This is a genomic window from Gordonia sp. 135 (assembly GCF_009720185.1).
GTDB lineage: Bacteria > Actinomycetota > Actinomycetes > Mycobacteriales > Mycobacteriaceae > Gordonia > Gordonia alkanivorans.
The window spans coordinates 4,802,718-4,822,174 of sequence record NZ_CP046257.1; the positions used below are offsets into that span (position 1 = coordinate 4,802,718).

The 19,457-nt window shown below is 67.9% G+C and carries 17 protein-coding genes and 1 pseudogene; 10 read left to right on the plus strand and 8 right to left on the minus strand.

Going from position 1 to position 19,457, the window contains the following annotated elements:
- Positions 1-202: 202 nt before the first annotated feature.
- From GKZ92_RS21695 to GKZ92_RS21720, 6 genes are all read left to right on the plus strand, one after another.
- On the plus strand, positions 203-1,678 hold the full coding sequence (locus GKZ92_RS21695; protein WP_155225751.1) for an amidase: 1,476 nt from the start codon (positions 203-205) through the stop codon (positions 1,676-1,678).
- Positions 1,679-1,753: 75 nt separating this feature from the next.
- Positions 1,754-3,415: an FAD-binding dehydrogenase gene (locus GKZ92_RS21700; protein ID WP_035753677.1), complete on the plus strand. Its 1,662-nt coding sequence runs from the start codon at positions 1,754-1,756 to the stop codon at positions 3,413-3,415.
- A gap of 115 nt (positions 3,416-3,530) precedes the next feature.
- Positions 3,531-4,535, plus strand: coding sequence for a Dyp-type peroxidase (locus GKZ92_RS21705; RefSeq protein ID WP_035753676.1), 1,005 nt, complete (start codon positions 3,531-3,533; stop codon positions 4,533-4,535).
- A 50-nt stretch (positions 4,536-4,585) separates the two neighbouring features.
- Positions 4,586-5,386, plus strand: a complete 801-nt coding sequence (locus tag GKZ92_RS21710) for a family 1 encapsulin nanocompartment shell protein (RefSeq protein WP_006358031.1) — start codon at positions 4,586-4,588, stop codon at positions 5,384-5,386.
- A gap of 63 nt (positions 5,387-5,449) precedes the next feature.
- Positions 5,450-7,183: an ABC transporter ATP-binding protein gene (locus GKZ92_RS21715; RefSeq protein WP_035753675.1), complete on the plus strand. Its 1,734-nt coding sequence runs from the start codon at positions 5,450-5,452 to the stop codon at positions 7,181-7,183.
- Entirely contained in the window at positions 7,180-9,099 is a 1,920-nt protein-coding gene (locus GKZ92_RS21720; protein WP_042377116.1) for an ABC transporter ATP-binding protein, read from the plus strand. Before GKZ92_RS21715 ends, GKZ92_RS21720 begins: the two co-directional genes overlap by 4 nt.
- Before the next feature lie 101 nt (positions 9,100-9,200).
- On the opposite strand, the gene GKZ92_RS21725 is transcribed toward GKZ92_RS21720, so the two are convergent.
- Positions 9,201-9,896 (minus strand): hypothetical protein, encoded by a 696-nt coding sequence (locus tag GKZ92_RS21725; protein WP_042377118.1) that lies wholly within the window; start codon positions 9,894-9,896, stop codon positions 9,201-9,203.
- 46 nt (positions 9,897-9,942) lie between these two features.
- Between GKZ92_RS21725 and GKZ92_RS21730 the strand changes: the two genes are divergently transcribed.
- Positions 9,943-10,512, plus strand: coding sequence for a YdeI/OmpD-associated family protein (locus tag GKZ92_RS21730; protein WP_006358035.1), 570 nt, complete (start codon positions 9,943-9,945; stop codon positions 10,510-10,512).
- A gap of 44 nt (positions 10,513-10,556) precedes the next feature.
- Here GKZ92_RS21730 and GKZ92_RS21735 read toward each other — a convergent pair whose 3' ends face one another.
- Genes GKZ92_RS21735 through rnhA form a run of 3 tightly spaced genes read right to left on the minus strand, consistent with a single transcriptional unit; the run spans position 10,557 to position 12,804 of the window.
- A complete protein-coding gene (locus tag GKZ92_RS21735; protein ID WP_006358036.1) occupies positions 10,557-11,348 on the minus strand; it encodes an SDR family oxidoreductase in 792 nt (263 codons plus the stop codon).
- A 59-nt stretch (positions 11,349-11,407) separates the two neighbouring features.
- A complete protein-coding gene (locus GKZ92_RS21740; protein ID WP_006358037.1) occupies positions 11,408-12,319 on the minus strand; it encodes a D-isomer specific 2-hydroxyacid dehydrogenase family protein in 912 nt (303 codons plus the stop codon).
- Positions 12,316-12,804, minus strand: a complete 489-nt coding sequence (gene rnhA / locus GKZ92_RS21745) for a ribonuclease HI (RefSeq protein WP_006358038.1) — start codon at positions 12,802-12,804, stop codon at positions 12,316-12,318. The genes GKZ92_RS21740 and rnhA overlap by 4 nt, the downstream gene beginning before the upstream one ends.
- A 117-nt stretch (positions 12,805-12,921) precedes the next feature.
- Between rnhA and GKZ92_RS21750 the strand changes: the two genes are divergently transcribed.
- From GKZ92_RS21750 to GKZ92_RS21760, 3 genes are all read left to right on the plus strand, one after another.
- Positions 12,922-13,689, plus strand: coding sequence for a methyltransferase domain-containing protein (locus GKZ92_RS21750; RefSeq protein WP_006358039.1), 768 nt, complete (start codon positions 12,922-12,924; stop codon positions 13,687-13,689).
- A gap of 101 nt (positions 13,690-13,790) precedes the next feature.
- On the plus strand, positions 13,791-15,077 hold the full coding sequence (locus GKZ92_RS21755; RefSeq protein WP_006358040.1) for a DUF4185 domain-containing protein: 1,287 nt from the start codon (positions 13,791-13,793) through the stop codon (positions 15,075-15,077).
- Positions 15,078-15,098: 21 nt separating this feature from the next.
- Positions 15,099-15,638: a DUF1697 domain-containing protein gene (locus tag GKZ92_RS21760; RefSeq protein WP_006358041.1), complete on the plus strand. Its 540-nt coding sequence runs from the start codon at positions 15,099-15,101 to the stop codon at positions 15,636-15,638.
- A 13-nt stretch (positions 15,639-15,651) separates the two neighbouring features.
- Here GKZ92_RS21760 and GKZ92_RS21765 read toward each other — a convergent pair whose 3' ends face one another.
- The 4 genes and pseudogenes from GKZ92_RS21765 to GKZ92_RS21780 form a co-directional block, all read right to left on the minus strand.
- Positions 15,652-16,128: a hypothetical protein gene (locus tag GKZ92_RS21765; protein WP_006358042.1), complete on the minus strand. Its 477-nt coding sequence runs from the start codon at positions 16,126-16,128 to the stop codon at positions 15,652-15,654.
- 58 nt (positions 16,129-16,186) lie between these two features.
- Positions 16,187-17,458 carry an acyl-CoA dehydrogenase family protein gene (locus tag GKZ92_RS21770; protein WP_006358043.1) on the minus strand — a complete coding sequence of 424 codons (1,272 nt, stop codon included), beginning with the start codon at positions 17,456-17,458 and terminating at the stop codon, positions 16,187-16,189.
- Between the two features lie 31 nt (positions 17,459-17,489).
- On the minus strand, positions 17,490-18,884 hold the full coding sequence (locus GKZ92_RS21775) for a phosphotransferase family protein (protein WP_035753826.1): 1,395 nt from the start codon (positions 18,882-18,884) through the stop codon (positions 17,490-17,492).
- A gap of 115 nt (positions 18,885-18,999) precedes the next feature.
- Positions 19,000-19,375 (minus strand): annotated as a pseudogene (locus GKZ92_RS21780) (YybH family protein).
- Between the last annotated feature and the right edge of the window lie 82 nt (positions 19,376-19,457).

A 19,457-nucleotide genomic window follows, 5' to 3' on the forward strand; every position in this document is an offset into this window, starting at 1 on the left:
CTCATTGTGAACAGCTCATATGACCCATATGCGGCACAAGTGTCGGATTTTGCCCTTTGAACGGACGAAATTGTCGCGACCGCACCGTTATTCGTTTGGGTGGTTAACGGTGATGTGGGGATCAGCTCGATCACCGAGGCAGCCGTATCGGCCATCCAGGCCGCACCCCGACCCCGCACTCATTAGGGTCGGGGCCGTGGACATGGGTGAATACCTCGGCGCCGACGCCACCGCCCTCGCCGGGCTCGTCGCATCGGGTGAGGTCACGGCTGCCGAACTCCTCGACCTGGCGCGGGCCCGTGCCGCCGCGGTGAACCCCGACCTGAATGCGATCGTCATCCCGATCGAGGCCGAGGCCGACCACCGGGCCCGCACAGAGCTGACCGGCCCGTTCGCCGGCGTTCCCTTCCTGATCAAGGACCTCGCGCAGGACTACCGCGGCTATCCGACGACGCGCGGCTCCCGGTCGCTGGCGCGGCACGTCGCCACCGAGCACGCGACGGTCGTCCAGCGCTTCCTCGACGCCGGGCTGGTGGTCTTCGGCAAGACCAACACCCCGGAGTTCGGTTCCAAGGCGATCACCGAATCCGACCTGTGGGGTCCGGCGCGCAACCCCTGGAACCTCGACGTGACCCCCGGCGGCTCATCCGGAGGCAGCGCTGCGGCCGTGGCCGCCGGCGTCGTACCCGCAGCCGGCGCCAACGACGGCGGCGGCTCCATCCGCATCCCGGCGGCCTGTACCGGACTCGTCGGACTGAAGGCGTCGCGCGGCCTGATGCCGTTCGGACCCGCCACCGGCGAGCCGCTCTTCGGGATGGGCGTCGAGGGCGTCGTGACCCGCACGGTGCGCGATGCGGCCGCGCTCTACGACGCGATCATCGGGCCCACCGCGTCGTCGACCTATCCCGCACCCCTCCACACCGAGTCGTTCACGGCGCGGATCGCCACTCCCCCGCGGCTGCTGCGGATCGGGTTCACCACCCGTTCGGCCATCAACCCGGCACCTCATCCCGAGGCGGTCGCGGCCGTCGAGCACGCCGCGCAGCTGCTCACCGAACTCGGCCACCATGTCGAGGAGGTGGACCCGCCGCACGACGACGCGGAGCTGGCACGCGACTTCCTCGAGATCTGGTTCGCCAAGGCGGCCGCCCAGGTCGACGAGGCACGCCTGTCCGGCGCGGGGGACGCCGACTTCGAGGCGGACACGCTCGCCCTCGCCGAGATCGGCCGGGCGGCCGGGGTCGTGCCGCTCTTCCGGGCACTCGACCACGTCAACCACCACGTTCGCGCTCTCGAACGCTTCCACGACACGCACGACCTGCTCCTGACCCCGACCCTCGCCGTTCCGCCGCCGGCCGTCGGGTCGATGACGACCCCGCCGCTCCTGCAGCGGGCGGCCCGGCTCGCGGCCCGCGCCCGCGTGGGGAAGGTGATGTCGCGGGTGGGGATCGTCGACCAGCTCATCGAGGAGAACCTCGGCTGGGTGCCCTACACGCAGCTGGCGAACATGACCGGACGTCCGGCGATCAGTGTGCCGCTGCACTGGACCGGGACCGGGCTTCCGCTCGGGGTCCAGTTCGTCGGCCGGTTGGGCGCCGACGGTGATCTCCTGGCGCTCGCCGCATCCCTCGAAGACGCCGCGCCGTGGTTCCACCGGTACGCCGACATCTCGGTGTGACGCGGCGCTAATGTTCTCTCTGGGGCGCGTGTCCGGGTGGGGACAGGCGGCACATCGACGCGGTGAGGAGTTGTCGTGACGAAGCAGGTGGCCGACGCGGTGGTCGTCGGTGCGGGTCTGGCGGGTCTGGTCGCGACATATGAGCTCACCAAGGCCGGACGACGCGTGGTGGTCGTCGACCAGGAGAACCGCAACAATCTTGGCGGACAGGCATTCTGGTCGCTGGGCGGACTCTTCATGGTCGACACCCCCGAACAGCGCAGGCTCGGCATCTCCGACTCCGCGGACCTCGCCCTGCAGGACTGGATGGGGTCGGCGGGATTCGACCGCGACGACGAGGACTACTGGCCGCGTCAGTGGGCCCGGGCCTATGTCGACTTCGCGGCGACCGAGAAGCGGCAGTATCTGCACGATCTCGGGCTGCGCATCACCCCGATCGTCGGCTGGGCCGAACGCGGTGGCGGCTTCGCCGACGGGCACGGCAATTCCGTGCCACGCTTCCACCTCACCTGGGGCACCGGCCCCGAGGTCGTCCGGATCTTCGCCGAACCGGTCCTCGAGGCCGAGAAGCGAGGGCTCGTCGAGTTCCGGTTCCGCCATCGCGTCGACGAACTCATCATCGAAGACGGCGTCGCCGCAGGCGTGCGGGGCGCCACCCTCGCACCGACCGACCTCGAACGCGGCAAGGCGTCGAACCGCGATGTGGTGGGCGACTTCGAGATTCGCGCCGGAGCGGTCATCGTGACGTCCGGCGGCATCGGCCACAACCATGACCTCATCCGCAAGAACTGGCCGGTGGACCGTCTCGGCCCCGCACCCAAGACGATGATCTCCGGCGTCCCGGCACATGTCGACGGACGCATGCTCGGGATCAGCGAGGACGCCGGTGCGAGCATCGTCAACCGCGACCGCATGTGGCACTACACCGAGGGCATCCACAACTGGGACCCGATCTGGCCGGACCACGCCATCCGGATCATCCCGGGACCGTCGTCGTTGTGGCTCGACGCCAACGGCAACCGCCTCGCGCCGCCGAACTTTCCCGGCTTCGACACGAACTCGACGATGAAGGCGATCCTGGCCGCCGGTCACGACTACTCGTGGTTCATCCTCACCCAGTCCATCGTCGAGAAGGAGTTCATGCTCTCGGGTTCCGAACAGAACCCCGACATCACCTCCAAGGACCTCAAGCTGGCCGCGAAGAGCCGACTCGCCAAGGGTGCCGCCGGACCGGTGGATGCCTTCGTGCGCAACGGCATCGACTTCGTCGTCGCCGACAACCTGCCCGAGCTGGTCAGCGGGATGAACGCGATCGCCCGCGGCCCCGAGCTCGATCTCGCGCACATCGAACGCGTCATCTCCGCCCGCGACGCCGAGGTGGAGAACAAGTTCTCCAAGGACGCCCAGCTGATGGCGATCAACAACGCCCGACAGTTCATCGGCGACAGGATCGTTCGGGTGGCCAAGCCCCACCGGATCCTCGACCCCGCGCACGGCCCGCTGATCGCGGTGCGACTCAACGTCCTCACCCGCAAGACCCTCGGCGGCCTCGAGACCAACCTCGACTCGCAGGTGCTGCGACCCGACGGCAGCGCGTTCGACGGCCTGTTCGCGGCCGGCGAGGTCGCGGGTTTCGGCGGCGGCGGTGTGCACGGCTACAACGCCCTCGAGGGCACCTTCCTGGGCGGGTGCATCTTCTCCGGACGTGCCGCCGGAAGGGCCGTCGCGCGCAGCTGATCTCGACGTCCCGGCACGGCGGTTCGGGACGGCTCCGAAAAGGGTTGCCTGCCCTACTTTTTGACGGCACGGTCGGCGATCCCATTTCGGACATGGGTCGGCTAGGGTATTGGGCGTGCCCGTGCCGCAGACGATCCTGACGCGTAAGACCAAGTCGGCGATCTTTCTCGTCCTCACCATCAACGACGGTGGCGAGGACACGGTTCGTGATGTGCTGAAGGAGATCCCGGGACTGAACAACGCGGTGTCCTCGCGCGCACCGGAGGCAGCGTTGGCCGGCATCGTCTCGATCGGCTCCGATGCCTGGGACCGGTTGTTCGACGGCCCCCGCCCGCGTTCGCTGCGGCCGTTCGTCCCCTACGAGGGCGCGGTCCACACCGCGCCGGCGACCCCCGCGGATCTGCTGGTCCACATCAAGTCGGACCAGATGGACCTGTGCTTCGAGCTCGGCCGCCTCATCACCGACGCCCTCGGCGACGCGGTGACCGTCGTCGACGAAGTGCACGGCTTCCGCTACTTCGACCTGCGCGACCTCATCGGATTCGTCGACGGCACCGAGAACCCCGTGGGACAGGCAGCGATCGACGCGATCACGGTGGGAGACGAGGACCCCGCCTTCGCCGGCGGCAGCTACGTCGCCATCCAGCGCTACGTCCACGACCTCTCGTCGTGGAACGACCTGAGCACGAGTGAGCAGGAAGCCGCGATAGGGCGCACCAAGCTCGACAACGTCGAGATGTCCGACGACGTGAAACCCCCCAACTCCCACATCGCGCTCAACAAGGTCGAGGACGAGAACGGCGAGGAGATCGACGTCGTCCGCGACAACATGCCCTACGGCGACGTCTCCGGGAACGGCGAGAACGGCACCTTCTACATCGCCTACTCCGCCGGCCCCGACGTCACCGAGGAGATGCTGCGCAAGATGTTCATCGGCGATCCGCCGGGTACCTACGACCGCCTCCTCGACTTCACCACCGCTGTCACCGGGTCGCAGTTCTTCACCCCGACCCTCGACTTCCTCGAGGACCTGCCGCCCGCACCCGGCACAGTCGAGCCCACCGTCGCGGCCCCGGCCCGCCGCACCGACGGTTCCCTGGGGATCGGTTCCCTGCACTAGCGCCACCACAGACAGACCATCGCCCGACACCACCGCACCAGGAGGCCACCATGAACAACCTGCACCGCGAGCTCGCTCCCATCTCCGATGCCGCGTGGGCGGAGATCGAGGAGGAGGCGACCCGGTCGTTCAAGCGGAACATCGCCGGCCGCCGGCTCGTCGACGTGAAGGGCCCGATGGGGGCCGACACGGCCGCGGTGACGCTGGGCCATCGCAGCAAGATCGACTCGCCGGCCGACGGCATCCAGGCGTTCATCAGGCGGACGCAGTCGCTGGTCGAGTTGAAGGTGCCGTTCACCGTCTCGCGGGAGGCCATCGACGATGTGGATCGCGGTGCGCAGGACTCCGACTGGGACCCGGTCGTCGAGGCCGCACGCCAACTCGCGCTCGCCGAGGACCGCGCGATCTTCGAGGGTTACGCGGCGGCGTCGATCACCGGCATCCGCTCCGAGGCCACCGCGACCCCGATCCAGCTGCCCGAGGACGTCCGCGACTACCCGGAGGCCGTCAGCCAGGCATTGACCACGCTGCGGCTCGCCTCTGTCGACGGGCCGTACTCCGTCGCCATGTCGGCCGACGTGTACACGCAGGTCAACGAGACGTCGAACCACGGATACCCCATCCGCCAGCACATCCAGCGGCTCCTCGACGGGGACATCGTGTGGGCGCCGGCGATCCGCGGCGCATTCGTCATGAGCACCCGCGGCGGCGACTTCGAACTGACGATCGGGCAAGACGTGTCGATCGGCTACGACTCCCACGACGCCGACGTGGTGAACCTCTACTTCCAGGAATCGTTCACCTACCTCACCCACACCGGGGAGGCGGCCGTCGCGTTGTTCGGCGGCTGATCGACGGGAGACCGACGTTCGCCCTTTAGCGGAGGCAACTAGTCTGGCGCAGGTGATCGTGCCATGTTGACCCGCCTCATCAGTACGTACCTGCAGCGGTACCGCATCAACATCGTCATGGTGGTGTCGCTGCAGCTCGTGGCGACCGCGGCGATGCTGTACCTGCCGAGCCTCAACGCCGACATCATCGACAACGGCGTGGCGACCGGCGACACCGGTTACATCATGCGCATCGGCGGCTGGATGCTGCTGGTGAGCGTCGTGCAGATCGTGGCGACGATCATCGCGCAGTTCTTCGGCGCCCGGGCCGCTCTCGGTGTGGGCCGCGACATCCGCGGCGACCTGCTGCACCGGGTGAACTCGTTCTCGGCCCGTGAGGTCGGCACCTTCGGCGCACCGTCGTTGATCACGCGCACCACCAACGACGTCCAGCAGGTGCAGATGTTGATCGTGATGAGCAGCGCGATCCTCGTGATGGCTCCCATCATGTGCTTCGGCGGGATCATCATGGGTATTCGCGAGGCCCCGGCACTGTGGTGGGTCATCGCGATCGCGGTGCCGATTCTCGGGCTGTCGATGGGTCTCGTCATCGCCCGCATGATTCCCGGGTTCCGGTCGATGCAGGAACGCATCGACGCGGTGAATCGTGTTCTGCGCGAACAGATCACCGGTATCCGCGTGGTACGCGCCTTCGTCCGTGAAGAGTACGAGCGGAAGCGTTTCGGCTCCGCCAACGACCATCTCGCCGACGCCACGCTACGGGTCGGCAAGCTGATGGCGCTGATGTTCCCGCTGGTCTTGGTGATCACGAACGTCACGATCGTCGCGGTCATCTGGTTCGGCGGGCACGCAGTGTCGGACGGCAACGTCGAGATCGGCGCGCTCACCGCGTTGATGAGCTACGTGATGCAGATCCTGATGTCGGTCATGATGGCGTCGTTCCTGGCCATGATGGCGCCGCGCGCCGCGGTGTGCGCCGAGCGCATCACCGAGGTCCTCGACACCGAGACCTCGGTGCATCCGCCGAGCGACCCGATCGGATTCGCCGGCCATCCCGGAACCGTCGAGTTCGACGCCGCCGAGTTCCGCTATCCGGGCGCCGACGATCCGGTGCTGAGCGGCATCTGCTTCCGCGTGACGCCGGGAACCACGACCGCCATCGTCGGTTCGACCGGGTCCGGCAAGACGACGCTCCTAGGACTCGTGCCCCGCCTCATCGACGCCACCGAGGGCAGGGTCAGCGTCGGCGGCACCGACGTGAAGCGACTCGATCCCGACGAACTGCGTTCGGTGATCGGCCTGGTCCCGCAGCGGCCGTACCTGTTCTCCGGGACCATCCGGTCCAACATCCTGCACGGCAAGTCCGACGCCACCGACGACGAGATCTGGGAGGCGCTGCGCATCGCCCAGGCCGACGAGTTCGTCTCGGCGATGCCCGACGGCCTCGACACCCGCGTCGCCCAGGGCGGCACCACCGTCTCCGGCGGACAGCGGCAACGGCTCGCGATCGCGCGTGCACTGGTCCGGCGCCCCGCGATCTACCTGTTCGACGACTCGTTCTCGGCCCTCGACCTCACCACCGACGCCAGATTGCGGGCGGCGCTGCGTCCGGCTACCCGCGACGCGTCGGTGATCGTGGTCGCGCAACGTATCTCGACCATCGTCGACGCCGAGCAGATCGTCGTCCTCGACCGGGGCCGCGTCGTCGGCATCGGCACACACGACGACCTGCTGACCTCGTGTCCCACCTACGCCGAGATCGCCGAATCCCAGCTGGCCATGGAGGAGCGCGCATGACCCGCCCGGGTGGACCGATGGCCGCCGGCGGCCCCGAGTCCAAGCCGCGCTCGTTCTGGCCGTCGATCAAACGGGTTGTCGCCCAGCTCGGTTCGTACCGCGGCCTGATGACGGTCACCCTCACCTCGATCGTCGGCTCGGTGATCCTGCTGGCCATCGCGCCGCGCGTCCTCGGACATGCCACCGACCTCGTCTTCAACGGGGTCATCGGCCGCATGCTGCCGGCCGGCGTGTCGAAGGACCAGGCGGTCGCAGGTCTGCGGGCCCAGGGTGACGACACCTTCGCCGACATGGTCTCGTCGATGGACGTGACACCCGGCGTCGGAGTGGATTTCGGCGACGTCGGCCGAGTCCTGTTCATCACCTTCGCGATGTACGTCGTGGCGTCCGGGATGGCGTGGCTGGCCGCATACCTGCTGAACATCATCGTGGTCGAGACGATCCGGGAGCTGCGCGCCCGAGTCGAGGAGAAGGTCCACCGTCTGCCCCTGCGGTACTACGACACGATGCCGCGCGGTGAGCTGCTCAGCCGGGTCACCAACGACCTCGACAATCTGTCGCAGAGCATGCAGCAGACCGTCGCCCAGTTCGTGAACTCGGTGCTGACCGTGATCGCCCTGCTGGTGATGATGATCTGGATCTCGCCACTGCTCGCACTGATCGCGGTCGCGACCGTCCCGCTGGCGATCGTCGCGACCGCCGTCATCGCGAAGCGTTCCAAGCCGCACTTCTCCGCGCAGTGGGCGTCGACCGGGGCTCTCAACGCCCAGGTCGAGGAGGCGTTCACCGGCCACGAGCTGGTCACCGCCTTCGGCCGTCAGCGCGAGATCGAGGCCACCTTCGACGAACGCAACGAGAAGCTGTACCAGTCGAGTTGGCGTGCACAGTTCATCTCCGGCGTCATCATGCCGACCATCATGTTCCTCGGGAACCTCAACTACGTGGCCGTCGCCGTCGTCGGCGGCCTGCGCGTGGCGTCGGGTTCGCTGAGCCTCGGCGAGGTGCAGGCGTTCATCCAGTACTCCCGCCAGTTCACGCAGCCGCTGACCCAGATCGGGTCGATGATCAATCTCATGCAGAGCGGTGTCGCCTCTGCCGAGCGCATCTTCGACATCCTCGACGCCGACGAGCAGACCCCGGACGTGGCGAACCCCAAGACCCCCGCGGTCGACAACGGGCTCATCGAGTTCGACGACGTCTCGTTCCGCTACGTCGAGGACAAGCCGCTGATCGAGAACCTCACCCTGACAGCGCGTCCCGGACACATGGTCGCGATCGTCGGACCGACCGGCGCCGGCAAGACCACCCTGGTCAACCTGATCATGCGGTTCTACGACGTCGATTCCGGGACCATCCGCGTCGACGGCGTGGACTCGGCCGAGATGACCCGCGATGACCTGCGCGAGCGCACCGGCATGGTGCTGCAGGACTCGTGGCTGTTCGGCGGGACGATCTTCGACAACATCGCCTACGGCGACCCCTCCGCATCCCGCGAGGAGGTGCTCGAAGCCGCCCGGATGAGCCACGTCGACCATTTCGTCCGGACACTCCCGGACGGTTACGACACCGTTCTCGACGACGAGGGCGGCGGCGTCAGTGCCGGTGAGCGTCAGCTCATCACGATCGCCCGGGCGTTCCTCGCCCGGCCCACGATCCTCATCCTCGACGAGGCCACCAGCTCCGTCGACACCCGCACCGAGCTGCTCATCCAGAAGGCGATGGCCAACCTGCGCACCGATCGCACGAGTTTCGTGATCGCACACCGACTCTCGACGGTGCGCGACGCCGACGTGATCGTCGTGATGGAGGACGGTCACATCGTCGAGCAGGGCAACCACGAGGAACTCCTCGCCGCCCGCGGCGCCTACTGCCGCCTCTACGAGAGCCAGTTCACCGGGGCGATCGAGGCGGGCTGACCTCCCGCTCCCCGAGGTGCGAAGACCGTGGGTAGTCACCAGGGGGCAGGTGTCGCCTTTCGTATCGCCCGGCGACACGAAAGGCGACATCTGCCGCGAGCTCAGTCTCCGCGCCCCCGCTCGAGCTCCCCGGCGATCTGGCGCTCGAGGCGTTCGGCGGCCAAGGGCGGCACGTCGATGAGCCCGTCGAGTTCGGCGCGCGCCTTCTTGTACGCGGCCTGGCGTTCCGCGGCGGTGGCACCCGAGTCGGAGGCGACGCTGATCAGCTTGCGGGCGCGGTCGAGCGCTTCCCGTTCGATCGGCGAGAAGCCGGCCTGCTTGCGGCGTCGTGCCTCCCGTTCCGCGGCGTCGAAGGTCGCAGCGTAGTCGCCGACCGCGTCCCGGTAATCAACGAAGTCCGCCGGGGCGAGCGTCGTCTCGGTGTCGCCGGCGTGCGGCGGTTCCGGTCTCAGGTCGTCGGCGTGGACCCGCGCACGATGGAAGGCGAGGGTGAGGGGTTCGCGCATGTCGGTCATGAGCGGGTACTCGATCAGCGTGGCCAGGTCGAGTTCGTAGGCGAACCACTTCTCGTTGAGCCCGTCATGCTGCTTGAGTGTCTTGCGGAGTTGCTCGACGGACGTCGTGGTCAGCTTCAGTTGTTCGGTCTGAGCGGCGGCCTTGATGCGCGCGAGTTCGATCTTGTCCTTGCGCCGCTTCTCGTTGTACTTCGCGATCGACCCGGCCCAGCCGCCGACGACACCACCGATGGGGAAGATCAGCCACCAGTTGTTGCTCGCGAACTCGAGAATGCCGGTCACGTTCTCAACTGTACCGAGGTGGACGGTCCGCGATTAGGGTGAACGCATGGCCGATCCGCGTGCGCCACAGCTCGCCGTCGACACCCTCGACGAGTGGCGAGAGTGGTTGCGCGACAACCACCAGAGCTCGTCCGGTGTGTGGCTCATCTTCTGGCGCAAAGACTCCGGACGCGAGCCGCTCGACTACGACGAAGCGGTCCGGGAGGCGCGCTGCTGGGGCTGGATCGACGGCCACAGCCGTGTCTTCGACGACGCGCGGCGCGGCCTGTGGTTCACGCGGCGTGGCCGCAACAGTCCGTGGGCGGCGTCGAACAAGGCGCGGGTCGCCGACCTGATCGAGTCCGGCCGCATGCAACCGGCCGGCCAGGCGGTCATCGACGACGCCAAAGCACGTGGCCTGTGGACCATCTTCGACGACGCCGAGGCCGGCATCGAGCCCCCCGAACTCGCCGCCGCCCTCGACGCGGACCCGACGGCCCGCGCCAGCTGGGACGCCTTCCCACCCAGCGCCCGGAAGATGGGGCTGGCTCAGATCGCGCTGGCGAAGAGACCCGAGACCAAGACCAAGCGGATCGCGACCATCGTCGAGCAGGCCGCGCAGAACATCCGCCCCTGACTGTCGGCTGAGCCCTCCCCGCTGGTTGAGCCCCGTCGAAACCCCTACAGGTCCGGGATCGGCAGGTCCAGGTTGGGGGCGATGATCCCGCCGTCGACCTCGAGGATCTTGCCGGTCACGTACGCGCCCGCCGGCGATGCGAGGTAGAGCGCGGCGGCGGCGATGTCCTCCGGCTCGCCGAGCCGGTGCATCGGGGTGGCACTCTCCACGGCGGTCCGCATCTCGTCGTTGCCTGCGACGATCTCCAGCGACGAGGTGAGGATCGCGCCCGGCGCGATGCCGTTGACCCGGATCTTCGGGTTCAGGTCCATCGCGGCGATCCGGGTGTAGTGCGCCAGAGCGGCTTTCGCGGTTCCGTAGGCGGCATACGCGCGACCGGGCACCCGGCCGACGGCCGAGGTGATGTTGATGATCGAGCCGTGACCGGTCGTCGCGAGCATCTGCTTGGCGCCGGCCACGACGAGCGCGTGAGCGTTGGCGACGTTGAAGTCGAAGGCGTCGACGAGGTGCTTGGGAGTGGTGTCGAGGAGCGGCCGGGGCATCGCGCCGCCGACGTTGTTGACGATCGTGTCCAGCCGCCCGAACTCCTCCACCGCCGCCTGGGCGAGCGCGGCGGCGGCGTCGGCATTGCTGAGATCGACCGGGACGACGTGGGCGCGCCGCCCGGCGTCGGCGATCTGTCCGGCCACCTGGTCGAGGTCGAACTCGCTGCGCGCCGCGATCACCACGTCGGCACCTGCCTGCGCGAAGGCCACGGCGATGGCCGCACCCAGGCCGCGACCGGCACCGGTGACGACGGCGACATGGTCATCGATACGGAATCTGTCGAGAATCACTCCCCGACCTTGCCACGAACGGGCCGGAAACGAGAACGTGTTCTAGAAACTGGCCTTGCTCAGTAGTCGCGGCCGGGTGTGACCACCGAGATCAGTTCCTCGCCCGCCGCGAATCGGCGCACGTTTTCGGCCAGCCACGGCGCCATCTCGCGTGTCAGGCCCGAGGCCGGGTTCGCGACGTGAGGAGTGATGATGACGTTCGGCAGCGACCACAGCGGGTGGTCCTCGGCCGGCGGTTCGGGATCGGTCACGTCGAGCGCCGCGCCGGCGATCTCACCGTCGACCAGCGCTCGGTACAAGGCCTCCTCGTCGACCAGCGGACCGCGCGCGATGCTCACGACCCACGCGTGACTCGGAAGTGCGGCAAGGGTTTCGGCGTTGATCATGTGCCGCGTCTTCGCCGTCGACGGCGCGGCGAGCACCACATGATCGACCGAGGACCACACCGAGTCCAGTTCGCTGGAGCGTCGCACCTCGTCGGCGCCGGGCACATCGCGGCCCGAACGGTTCACCGCGACGACACGCGCTCCGCACGCCTTCAACCGCGGGCCCAGCGACGCGCCGATGCCGCCGGCGCCGATGATGGCGACCGTCGAACCGTGCAGCGACCGCACCGAGGTGTCGATCCGCTCCTTGTCCCAGTGCCGCGTGACCGCGGTGTTGATCTGGCGGAGACCGGCGAGAAGCAGCGCGAGCGCGTGCTCGGCCACGTTCTCGGCGTAGAAACCGGCCGCGTTGGTCCAGACACGGCGGTTGTCGAGGAGGCCGGCATCCAGGAAGTCCTCGATACCCGCCGTCTTGAGGGCCACCCACTCGACGGCATCCGGCAGCTCGGGGAACTCGGCGGGCGGGCCGATCCAGACCAGTACCCGCGCCTCGTCGAGCCCGACGATCGTGCCGCCGGCGCCCTCGACTGCGGCGACGAGGTGCTCGTCCCGGTTGGGCTCGACGGCGACGGGCAGGCTGCTCACCGGGTGACCGCCCGGGCCGCGGTGGTCGCGAGTTCGTCGGCGATCTCGTTGAAGTGGTCACCGGCGTGACCCTTCACCCAGCGCCACTCGACCTCGTGACGCTTCTCCTCCTCGATGAGGCGGCGCCACAGGTCGGCGTTCTTCACCGGCTTCTTGTCCTTGGTCTTCCAGCCGTTCGCCTGCCAGCCGGCGACCCACTTCATGATGCCGTTCCGCACATAGGTGGAGTCGGTGTAGATGATCACCTTCGACGGCCTGGTCAGCGCGGCGAGACCCTCGATGGCAGCGGTGAGTTCCATCTTGTTGTTCGTGGATTCGGGTTCCGACCCGGAGATCCGCTTCTCGGTGCCCTTGTACCGCAGAACCGCACCCCACCCGCCGGGCCCGGGGTTGCCCAGGCATGCGCCATCGGTGGATATCTCCACGACAGCCGCACCATCGGTGCTGGTCGGGTTCTCGGAAGAAGGGTTCGCGGGATCTGTCACGCAGGGAAGCCTACGGCAGCGCCACGACGACTCCCCAGACCGATCCTGTCGCAGAACCACGCCGGCCGAAGCTCTCGCTCCGTGACACCACCCCCGCCGGACCCCTAGTGTGGACACATGGCTGTCTGGGATCCAGCACGCTATCTGCAATTCGCCGACGACCGGTCGAGACCCTTCCTCGACCTGATCGCGCAGATCCCCACCAATCCCACGACGATCGTCGATCTCGGATGCGGCCCGGGTCATCTCACCAAACATCTGCGCGCCCAGTGGCCGAGCGCCGAGATCCTCGGCATCGACGAGTCCGCGGCCATGATCGACCGTGCCATCAGCGACAACTTCGATCCACGCGCCAACTTCGACGTCGCCGACGTGGTCGACTGGACACCGCACCGCACGTTCGACCTGATGATCTCGAACGCGATGTTCCAGTGGGTCCCCGACCAGCTCGAGGTCATCGACCGTCTGCTGGGCCACCTCTCCGACGGCGGCGCCTTCGCGATCCAGGTCCCCAACGGGCACGACGCCCCGTTCCGCACCGCGCTGGCCGATCTCGCCACGACCGAACCGTTCGCCGAATCGCTGAGCGAGGTCAAGCCGCTCCCACGCCTCGACGCCGAGGACTACCTGCGGTTCTTCGTCGATCGCGGTTTCCGGGTGAACGCGTGGGAGACCACCTACCTGCATGTCCTTGGCGGCAACGATCCGGTGTTCGACTGGATCTTCAGCACCGGCGCCCGGTCGTACCTGCAGGCCTTGCCCACCCATCTGCGCGAGGAGTTCGTCCCCGAGCTCAAGCGTCGGCTCGCCGAGGCCTACCCTCGCCACGACTGGGGCACGCTCATGCCGTTCCGGCGCGCCTTCGCGGTCGCGACGCGCCACTAAGCGGCTCCCGGATCACGCCCCGGTCAAGCTTTGGCCACCTCCACCACTCGGACCTGCCACTTCTGCAACACTGGCATCAGCCGTAGCCACAGGGGGTCCCCATGTCCCGACGCAGCCGTGTACGCCTGCGCCCGTTCTCGCACGCCCTCGTGGTCGGTGGCGTGACCGTCGGCCTGGTCGCGGGCCTCCTCTCCGCGGCGGCCTCCCCCGCCGCCGCGGCGGTCTGCAACGTCACCGGCATCACCGGTGGCGACGTCGGCAGCACGGGCAGCTCCGGGTCCAGCGACCTCGGCTGGGGCAGCATCGACTTCGGTAGTTACCGCGCCGACGGCAAGAAGCCGCAGGGGCCGCTGCCCAAGCTCAAGGGCGCGACCACCGCCGTCTCGTGGGTCACCGGACCGCGGAGCCCTGAACGCACCGACGCCCGCTTCGGGATCACCGCCACCGACGTCGGGGTGCCGTGGGACAACGGTTCGGGTCAGGTCCTCATGGCCTTCGGCGACACCTGGGGTAAATGCGCCGGTCAGATGGTGTGGCGACACAACACGATGCTCCGCAGCGACGCGAACTCGAATCTCGACAAGGCCATCCGCTTCCCGACCGCCATACCCGGGTCGGTCCGCTCCGGCGCATCGGTGACGCCCGCGCATCCCACCTATTCGCAGCCGATGTTCAACGCAATAGGCGTCCGCAACACCGAGGTCGGACGCATCCCGACCGGCGGCATCTCGATCAACGGCACCCAGTTCCTGAGCTTCATGTCGATCCACAAGTGGCTGGGTCCGGGACGATGGGCCACCAACTACTCGGCGATCGCGGTGTCACGCAACAACGGTCAGACCTGGACCGTCGACAACAACACCATCCGTGCGAACCTCGAACTGACCGTGCCCGGCGTACCGCAGATCGCGCAGGGCCACAGCCGATTCCAGATGGGCGCCTTCCTGCGCAGCGGCGACTACATCTACCAGTACGGCACGCCCAACGGCCGGCACGGCTCGGCGTTCGTCGCTCGCTTCCGACCCGCGGACATCCTGAATCTGAGCCGCTACCAATACTTCCGGGGCGGCAACGCATGGTCGCCGAACCCGGCCGACGCCGCGCCGATCGTCGGGCGGCCGGTCAGCGAGATGTCGGTGGCCTACAACAACTACCTCAAGAAGTTCGTCATGCTCACCGAACGTGCCGGCACCGTCATGATGCGCACGTCCCCCACCCCGGTCGGCCCGTGGAGCGGCGAGCGCGTGCTCGTCTCCAACAAGCAGTCGAGCGGCCTGTACACGCCGTACATCCACCCACGTTCGAGCGGAAAGAATCTGTACTTCGTGGTGTCGCGCTGGGACGACTACAACGTGATGCTGGCGCGCACCGACCTGTCCAAGTTGTGAGGCCGCTGCCATCATGAACCGGTGAGCGAATCATCGACGACGCGCATCGTCCTCATCCGAGCGGTCAACGTCGGCGGCGCCAAGCTGCCGATGGCCGAACTACGGGAGATCGCAACCGAACTCGGAGCCACCGATGTCTCGACCTACATCGCGTCCGGCAATCTTCTCTGCTCACCACCGGGTGATCCCGCCGAGTTCGACCGTGCACTCGGGCACGAGATCGAGAAGCGCTACGGGTTCTTCCGCGAGGTCGTCAGTCGCACACCCGCCGAAGTGCGGGCAGCGCTCGACGCGCACCCCTTCGAGGTTGTCGACGACAAGTACTCCTACGTCTACTTCCTCGTCGCCGAACCCGATGCCGACAAGGCTGCCGCCTTCGAGGGGAAGGACTTCGGCGGTGACATCAAACGGGTGATCGGCTCCGATCTCCACATCCGCTACGCCGAGGGCGCCGGCCGGTCGAAACTCACCGCTCCTGCGATCGCGCGAGGGCTGGGTGTGCAGGGCACCGGCCGTAACCTGCGCACTGTGCGAAAGCTGCTGGATCTCACCGAGGGCTGACGAGATCTGCGGGTCAGCCGCGCGACAGGACCCGCGTCACGCGATCCAGGTCGGCGAGCTGATCCGACGTGGGCGCCTCCCACAGTTTCTTGGGCAGGGCCTCGAGCGCCTTGACCGCCGATTCGGCGCTGTCGAGGACCTCGGTGGCCTCGTCGCCACCGGTCTCGGCAGCCGCGATGAGCCGGTCGTCGAGTTCGAAGACCGCGTCGTCCAGCCGGTCGCGCGCCGACACCAGTTCCTCGTCGAGTGGGATGGCCGGATTGGCGTGCACGTCGGCGATCGCGTAACGAATACGCCGATGCAGCAATGCCTCTCGGCTGTTGTCAGTGGTCCAACTCGCCGGTGCGCGTCCTGGCCGGCCGGGGATGAGGTCGGTGGACCGCGCGAAGTTGCGCACCCGTTTGTCGGAGTCCCAGGCGAACCACGCCGCCCCGCCCAGGACGAACAGTGCGACCACCACGGTCGCGACGATGATGATGACCGCGATCATGACCGGATCACCCGATTCGGCACGCTTCGCACACGATCTCGCATGGTGTTCAGCCTACTCAGGCCGAGCCCACTCCCTTGGGCGCCTTGCCCGACATGAAACCGAACAGGTATCCGGCGACGCGTCGCATCTGGATCTCGTCGGCGCCCTCGGTGATGCGGTAACGCCGGTGGTGACGGTAGATGTGCTCGAACGGTTCGTGCCGCGAGTAACCCTTGCCGCCGAACACCTGCATGGCCTGATCGGCGGCGTCGCAGCACAACCGGTTGGCCTGGTAGTTGCACATCGACACCTCCGCCGACGCCGCGAAGTTGCCGTAGGTGTCCATCTTCCAGGCCGTCTCCCGGATGAGCGCGCGGACCATCGCGCAGCGCGTGTGCAGGTCGACGAGCGGGAACTGGATCGCCTGGTTGGTCGAGAGCTTCTTGCCGAACGGCGCCCGCTCGTTGGCGTACTCGACGGCACGGTTCACGCAGTATTGCGCCGCACCGAGACTCGAAGCGGCCTGCCGAATCCGGTTCTCGTTGAAGAAGTGCTGCACCACCTGCAAACCGGCGCCCTCCTCACCGAACACCGCAGACTCCGGCACCCGCACATCGCGCAGGCTGATGTGCGCGTGATCGGTGGGCATGTTGAACGTCCACAGGTACTCCTCGACAGCGAAACCCGGCGCCTGCGGGTCGACGAGAAACGCGGTGATGCCCCGTGCGTCACCGGGTTCGCCGCTCGTGCGGGCGAAGACGATGTCGCGGTGGGCGGCGTGGATGCCGGTGTTCCAGGTCTTCTCGCCGTTGATGATCCAGTCGTCGCCGTCGCGAACCGCGGTCGTCTCCATGTACGTCGCGTCGGAACCGTGCTCGGGCTCGGTGATTCCGAAGGCGAAGAACTTGGTCCCGGCAGCGAGCCCCTCGACCCACTCCTCCTGCTGTTCGGGGGAGCCGTACGCCAGCATCAGCAGCAGTCCGATGTTGTTGCCGACGATGGCGTGCTCGTTCTGCAGATCGCAGTGCAGGCCCAGCCCTTTCGACGCGAGGTGCTCGCGGATGATCGCCATGGAGAGGTTCGATCCGTCGCGGCCACCGAACTCCTTGGGGAACGGGTAGCGGAAATGGCCCGCGGCGTCGGCCCGCCGACGCGCCTCGCCGAGCAGCGCCTCCCATTCCGCATTCGGCAGACCACCGCGCTCCCAGTCCGTGCGCGAGTCCTCACGCCGGTGGTCGAAGAACCGGATGTTGTCGTCGGCCTGCTCGAGCGGCTTGATCTCCGCCTCGATGAAGGCGTCGAGTTCTTCCAGGTAGTCGCTCAGCGACTCGGGCAGTGCGAAGTCCACGGTGAATCCTTCTCGATCGGGTGTCACGCGGTCACGGATGCGGGACCGCGAAGTACTTCGGGTTGGCGACCAGCAACCGCGCCCGGACGTCGGCGGCGATCGCTGCGCGCACCTTCTCGTCGGTGCCGTCGAGTTCGCCGGACCGCAGCGCGTCGCACAGGGCACGCTGATCGGCGACGCCCAGGGCCGCCAGGCGCTGAGCACTCTCCGCGGCGTGGGTCGCGCCGAGCAGCACCTGGCGCCGGACGACGTCCACGACGTTGCCGGCGACCCGGGTGTGGAACCTGACCTGCGGTGACATCTCGGCGGTCACGGAGTCGGAGCGCAGGAAGCCGGCGAGGGCATCGAGCAACTCGAACGACGACGGCGACCCGTGCGGCTCCTCGTCGGGGACAGTGGCTTCGACGCCCAGCGGATCCGGGACAACCTCCGGCGAGACGACTCCCAGATCGAGCAGAGCGTCGAATTCCTGCTCGGCACTTCGTCGTCCGATCGCGGCGAGTTCGACGGACCGTTCGATGCCGTCGAGGTGCCGGTTGGCCTGCACCGCACAGATCAGACCCCACTTCACCGTGGCGTACAACTCCCACCAGCGGAGGGCTTCTTCGGTGGGTCGCCACCCGGCCACCTCGGCATAGGCGTCGAGAAGTGAAGCACGCTCGCCCATTCCGGCGACCGGGGTGGCGCCGCCGAAACGCCAGGCCTTCGCGCACAGCCAGCCGAGATCCTCGACGGGGTCGCCGATGTGGACAAGTTCCCAATCGAGCACCGCGGCAACACCATCGGCATCGACGAGGAGGTTACCGAGCCGGAAATCACCATGGACGACGCAGGAACCGGGAGACGACGGCGGCGGATTGGCCACGAGCCACTGGGTCGCGAGGACCAGGCCGGCCGGCATCGCGTCGAACTCACGCGGGAACAGCGCGTGAAGCGCCTCGACCGGGTCGACGAGTTCGTCGAGTCCCGGCGTCTGCGTGGCGTCGATGCGGTGGACGCGCGCCAGGATCCCGCCGCACTGCTCGACGAACCGGCCGCGTGCGGCGGCATACGTGTCGTCGCGGAGGATCCGCCGCGGGATCGACTCTCCACCGATGAAATTCATTGCCAGGTAGGGGAACCCGAGGACGCTGTCGTCGCCCAGGCCGACGTCGAGGATCTCCGGCACCGGAACCCCGGCGTCGGCGGCGGCCCGCAGGACCTCGGCTTCCGCGCCCAGTCCCCCGTCGTCCTCCGCGGCCGGAACGGCGCGGATGATGATCGGTTCGGGTACGCCGGCGGCGTCGACGAGGGTCGCGGCGTAGGTCGCGCGACTCGCGCCCGCGGGTAGTTGCCTGGCGGATTCGACCGACACCGGGGCGCCTCGCATCGTGCCGAGTCGTTCGGCGACTCGTGCGGCGACTTCGCCGGCCTCAGGCACTCCCACGCAGACCCATCCCTTCACGCGCCGATCGACTGCCGTGCCGGTGTAATCCCCGACACAGCGAAGCTAGCACGGAAGCTGAATCCACTGTCAGAAAAACGGCCGTGGCGGCCCGGCGTCAGCGCGCCGGGGTCTGGAACTCCGGCTGATCGATGATGCGCACCCAGGATCCGTCGGAGCGTCGGGTGACGACCTGTGCGCGAGCACCTGCGCCGTCGCGCGGCGGGGTCGAGGTCAAGGCCACATCGTCGCCGAAGACGAGCGTCGGCAGCGGGGGTTCGGCGACGAAGGTCGGCCGGTGTTCGAGGACCGAGGCCCAGAGGTCCCGGATCGCCGCCCTGCCCCGGGTGACCTGCCCCGGCGGGAAGGCCATGACCGCGTCCTCGTGGTAGATGGTAGAGCGACGCGACGGCGTCGGCATCGCCGGCGTTGGAGAACTCGACGAAGAGTCGGGTGACGTCTTCGGGGGTGCGGGCGGTTTCGCGGTTGGTCATGACTTCCTTTCAGCTGGACTTTCCAGGCTCCTTCACCATGCGTCGCCGGCATGAATAATTCCAAGTGATGGTTGTGATGGTG